This window comes from Vibrio sp. OPT46 (assembly GCF_015163535.1).
In the GTDB taxonomy this organism is placed as follows: Bacteria; Pseudomonadota; Gammaproteobacteria; order Enterobacterales; family Vibrionaceae; genus Vibrio; species Vibrio alginolyticus.
Genome location: NZ_JADDYG010000302.1, coordinates 18,626 through 23,667 on the forward strand (window position 1 = coordinate 18,626; position 5,042 = coordinate 23,667).

The window sequence follows — 5,042 nt, forward strand, 5'->3', positions numbered from 1 at the left end:
GGAGCGAAGTAAATTCAAAAAGACGCACTCTCCAAACACTTCTTGCAGTTGCTCGGGGGGAACACCAGATACTTTACTGAGATTCACGATCAACTTAACCAAGTCTTTGTGATCGTAACTACCAACAGCGGTGTAAACACCTTCATCGTTAGAAAGATCGAGAACTTGGTCTAACACATCAAGACCGAATTTCTCTTCTACTAACTCCATGAACTCGGTGAAAATAATCCCTTTCATTGGCCAATACTTGTCCTATAGTGGCGTCCTAAAATAAAGAATGGTGTATAACCTTATAAGTTTCAAATTAATATGTTCAAGCAGAGTGAGACACACAACACAAAGAGGGAAAGTGCTGGCGAGTGCTTTAATGCGAATGTTTTATTTGGTAACCAGTAACGATAACGCCATACGCTTTGCCGTCTTTGAGTATAATAAATAATGGTTAGGCACGATAAATAAGGACTCAGTTTGGTTATCGACAAAACTCATTTACTACAGAACTTTCAATTTCGGCTTCCAACGGGCTACCACAAAGAGTCCCTTGCACGACTGAAATGGATGAAAGAAAAGTCCCTGAGAGATGCGGCAGTCTTAATCGGTTTTGTGGAACGCGATGACGGGTTACAAGTCATTCTGACTAAGCGTGCAGCCCACTTACGCCATCATCCGGGACAAATCAGCTTTCCCGGTGGCAAATATGAGCAGGAAGATATTCAGCTCGTGAATACAGCTTTAAGGGAAACCAAAGAAGAAGTTGGGATAGAAGATGAGCATATTCATGTGTTTGGTCAACTGCCTACACTACCAACGATTAGTCAATTTAATGTGACACCTTTTTTGGCTTTTGTTTCTCCGGAATATAAAACGCATATTGACCCAAATGAAGTAGAGTCAGTTTTTGAGGTTCCTGCCAACCATATTCTGAACCCCAAAAAATTGTATAGCACCAAATTTGACCTAAAAAGAAGCAGTCATCGTGTATTTGCTATCCCATATAGACAGCATTTCATCTGGGGCATGACGGCACAAATTATCGAATCAATGCAAAAACATATTATTTCACATTAAACAGTTGTTGATATCGGTGCTTTTATAGGCGCGATCATTATGCGCATCAATATTAATAAAACGTTGCTTCATAAACATTCATTCACATTAGATTAATTTTCCATTTTCACCGCAAACGCTTGCGGTGAAATAAATTTATACAAACAGCCCTATTGATAAGTTTTTCTAATTTTACTCATTAGCAGAAATCACGAGTAGCACATCATTTTCGTGATAAAAAGCAGGTTTTTGACATATCATTCAATAAGCGTAAGCAATAAATGATTTAGATCTAATTTTCCTAGTGTAAAATCTTGCAAAATTACTCCCGACTTATTTCCTGTTCCCAAAATGAGTAACTAAAAAATGAATACAACTACTTCTGCGGTTTCTACCGCACAATCGTCTAGTAAGTTTTCTTACAAAGACTTTACCTGGTGTCTGTCCCTTTTTGGTACGGCAGTAGGTGCAGGTGTACTGTTCCTTCCTATTAAAGCAGGTGCAGGTGGCTTTTGGCCATTAGTAATCCTAGCCCTAATCGCAGCACCAATGACTTGGTTCGCACACAAATCTTTAGCTCGTTTCGTTCTTTCTGCGAAAAACCCTGAAGCGGACATCACCGACACAGTAGAAGAGCACTTTGGTAAGACTGGCGCAAACCTTATTACGTTCGCTTACTTCTTCGCTATCTACCCAATCGTACTTATCTACGGTGTTGGTATCACAAACACAGTTGACTCTTTCCTAGTTAACCAAATGGGCATGGAATCTATTCCTCGCTGGCTACTTTCTGGTGCACTTATTGCTGCAATGACAGCAGGCGTAGTATTCGGTAAAGAGCTTATGCTGAAAGCAACTTCAGCAATGGTTTACCCTCTCGTGTTCATCCTACTAGCACTGTCTGTATACCTGATTCCTGGTTGGAACACTTCAATGATGGAAGTGTCGCCTGACTGGGGTGCAATGCCAGCTATCGTTTGGCTAGCAATCCCTGTTATTGTGTTCTCTTTCAATCACAGCCCAATCATTTCTCAGTTCTCTAAAGAGCAACGTCGTGTATACGGTGATGACGCAGTTAAGAAAACTGACGCTATCACCGGTGGCGCAGCAATGATGCTGATGGGCTTTGTTATGTTCTTCGTTTTCTCTGTTGTACTTTCTCTGTCTCCAGAGCAACTAGCAACGGCGCAAGAGCAAAACATCTCTGTTCTCTCTTACCTAGCAAACGTGCATGAATCTCCACTGATCTCTTACATGGGTCCATTGGTTGCTTTCGCAGCGATCACCTCTAGCTACTTTGGCCACTTCTTGGGTGCGCACGAAGGTCTAGTTGGTCTAGTGAAATCTCGTTCAAAATCACCAGTAAGTAAGATCGAGAAGATGTCTCTAATCTTCATTGTAATCACAACTTGGATCGTTGCTATCGTTAACCCAAGCATCCTAGGTATGATTGAAACAATGGGTGCACCGATGATTGCGGCAATCCTATTCTTGATGCCAATCTTCGCAATGCAAAAAGTTCCTGCGATGGCTAAGTACAAAACTTCAGCACCTGTGCAAATTTTCACAGCAATCTGTGGTCTTGCTGCAATTAGTTCTGTAATCTACGGCGCTCTTTAATCATCTCTGCCCAGTGCAGTATGATTAATCCAAAAATATAACGATAAAATTAAGCCTCCCAACTCCCCTTGGGAGGCTTTCTTCTGAGGTAATCGATATGATTAGTGTTTTTGATATCTATAAAATCGGTGTTGGACCTTCAAGCTCACACACTGTAGGCCCAATGAAAGCGGGTAAAGAGTTTATTGATGATCTTCGTGCAATGGGAAAACTGCGCGACATCACTAAAATCACCGTTGACGTTTATGGATCACTATCACTGACAGGGAAAGGTCACCACACAGATATTGCTATCATCATGGGTCTTGCAGGCAACACTCCTGAGAAAGTTGATATCGATTCTATCCCGGGCTTTATCGCTCGTGTAGAAGAAACTGAACGCCTTCCCGTTGGCATGCACTGTCACACAGTATCGTTCCCACGTGAAGGTGGAATGAACTTCCACAAAACAAACCTAGAGCTACACGAAAACGGCATGCAGATCCACGCTTGGATTGATGACGAAAAAGCGTACTCAAAAACTTACTACTCTATCGGCGGTGGTTTCATCGTTGATGAAGAAAATTTCGGTAAAGAAGCTGAAAACCCAGTAAAAGTACCTTACCCGTTTACAACGGCAGAGGAACTGGTTAACCAATGCCACGAAAGTGGATTGTCCATCAGCGCACTAACCATGAAGAATGAGCATGCGCTTCATTCAGATGAAGAAACTCGTACTTATTTCGCGAACATCTGGCGCACAATGCGCGAGTGTATGGATCGCGGTATGAATGAAGAAGGTATTTTGCCTGGTCCACTGCGTGTGCCTCGCCGTGCAGCAGCACTTCGCCAGCAGCTACTTACTTCAGAAAAGACAACAAATGATCCAATGTCTGTTGTTGATTGGGTAAACATGTTCGCTTTCGCAGTAAACGAAGAGAACGCAGCAGGTGGCCGCGTTGTTACAGCACCAACTAACGGTGCGTGTGGCATCATTCCTGCGGTACTGGCTTACTACGATAAGTTCATCCAAACTGTGACTGAAAAAGATTACATCCGTTACTTTGCAGCTTCTGGCGCAATCGGAGGTCTTTACAAGCGTAACGCGTCTATCTCTGGTGCAGAGGTTGGCTGTCAGGGTGAAGTTGGCGTGGCATGTTCTATGGCAGCAGCAGGCCTTGCTGAGCTTATGGGTGGTAGCCCAGAGCAAGTATGTATGGCAGCAGAAATCGCGATGGAGCACAACTTAGGTCTAACGTGTGACCCAGTTGCAGGTCAGGTTCAGGTTCCATGTATTGAGCGTAACGGTATTGCGGCAGTAAAAGCAATCAACTCTACTCGCATGGCACTACGTCGCTCTTCAGCTCCAACTGTTTCTCTAGATAAGGTTATCGAAACCATGCTAGAAACAGGTAAAGACATGAACGCGAAATACCGCGAAACATCTCAAGGTGGTCTAGCAATCAAAGTGATTTGCTAACACGCCTTTCTGAATACCAATCAAAACCCGAGTCTGTGCTCGGGTTTTTTTATACCTAAAAAACCCAGGAAAATGCGTTATCAGGACAAGTAAAAAAAACCTAAAACGTTGAATATATCCAAATATTATGGATATCTCAGTAAAAAATCACATCTCTTCCCTAGCTTTATTGATAACGTAGCCAAAAATTAAACTTGGAGCACATCAACACATGATTAGGTTTGAAATTGGAAACCAAATCTGCGTTTGCTTGTCCGAAAACGAAATATCTCTAGAGCTCAATCAGTCACTCCACCACTCCATTCCTGTCAACCCAAATGAGTACGCCATTCTGTCAACTATCGCCACATACGGCAGTTTAAATACGCCGATTAGTCAGCGGTTAATAGAAAGCAAAATCACTCAACAATACAAAATGACACTGCCTGAAAATGGCTTTAAAAACGCGGTGGCCGCTCTAAGAAAGAAATTTCGCAAGCTCACGGAAGAACATTTAACCACTAACAAAAACATTATCGAAAACATTCACCGGACCGGATACTTCATCCCTTTTACTATGCAAAACAACCATCAGAATGGCATCGAACATCAACAGAAGATCAATCAATACACAACCAATAGTCTTCGCAAAGCACTTCGTATTTGCCTGCGTAATAAAAAGATCTATTCAGAAGCGATGTGGGTTGTGTTGATCACTGCGATCATTTTCTTTGCTATCTGTTACTACGCGATAAACAGCATCGTTAAACATAATTATCTGGATAACGCCTTCGAAATTGCAGAGAGCCTTTCCCGCAGGAGTTGCTTTGCTAATGAAGGCGAACTGAAGTCGCTATTTGATAATGTGAAGTTGGTGGAATCGAGCATGATGCTAGATCGTTTCAATATTCGATGCTTAGTCACTCCAGAAACCGTT

General features: G+C 42.4%; 4 protein-coding genes and 1 pseudogene. 4 read left to right on the forward strand and 1 reads right to left on the reverse strand.

What is annotated here, in order from left to right; genetic code table 11:
• Positions 1 to 237, reverse strand: a 237-nt coding sequence (locus IQR33_RS14235) for a heme NO-binding domain-containing protein (protein WP_193843778.1), incomplete at its 3' end; no start/stop codon positions are given.
• Positions 238 to 468: 231 nt separating this feature from the next.
• Between IQR33_RS14235 and IQR33_RS14240 the strand changes: the two genes are divergently transcribed.
• The 4 genes and pseudogenes from IQR33_RS14240 to IQR33_RS14255 all read left to right on the forward strand — a co-directional run.
• Positions 469 to 1,068 carry a CoA pyrophosphatase gene (locus IQR33_RS14240; protein ID WP_005376901.1) on the forward strand — a complete coding sequence of 200 codons (600 nt, stop codon included), beginning with the start codon at positions 469 to 471 and terminating at the stop codon, positions 1,066 to 1,068.
• A 345-nt stretch (positions 1,069 to 1,413) separates the two neighbouring features.
• The gene (locus IQR33_RS14245) at positions 1,414 to 2,667 is read left to right on the forward strand and encodes an aromatic amino acid transport family protein (protein ID WP_005388284.1); all 1,254 of its coding nucleotides are present in this window, start codon (positions 1,414 to 1,416) and stop codon (positions 2,665 to 2,667) included.
• A gap of 97 nt (positions 2,668 to 2,764) precedes the next feature.
• Entirely contained in the window at positions 2,765 to 4,126 is a 1,362-nt protein-coding gene (locus tag IQR33_RS14250) for an L-serine ammonia-lyase (RefSeq protein WP_005376899.1), read from the forward strand.
• Between the two features lie 211 nt (positions 4,127 to 4,337).
• Positions 4,338 to 5,042, forward strand: a pseudogene (locus IQR33_RS14255) (EAL domain-containing protein); the annotation flags it as partial.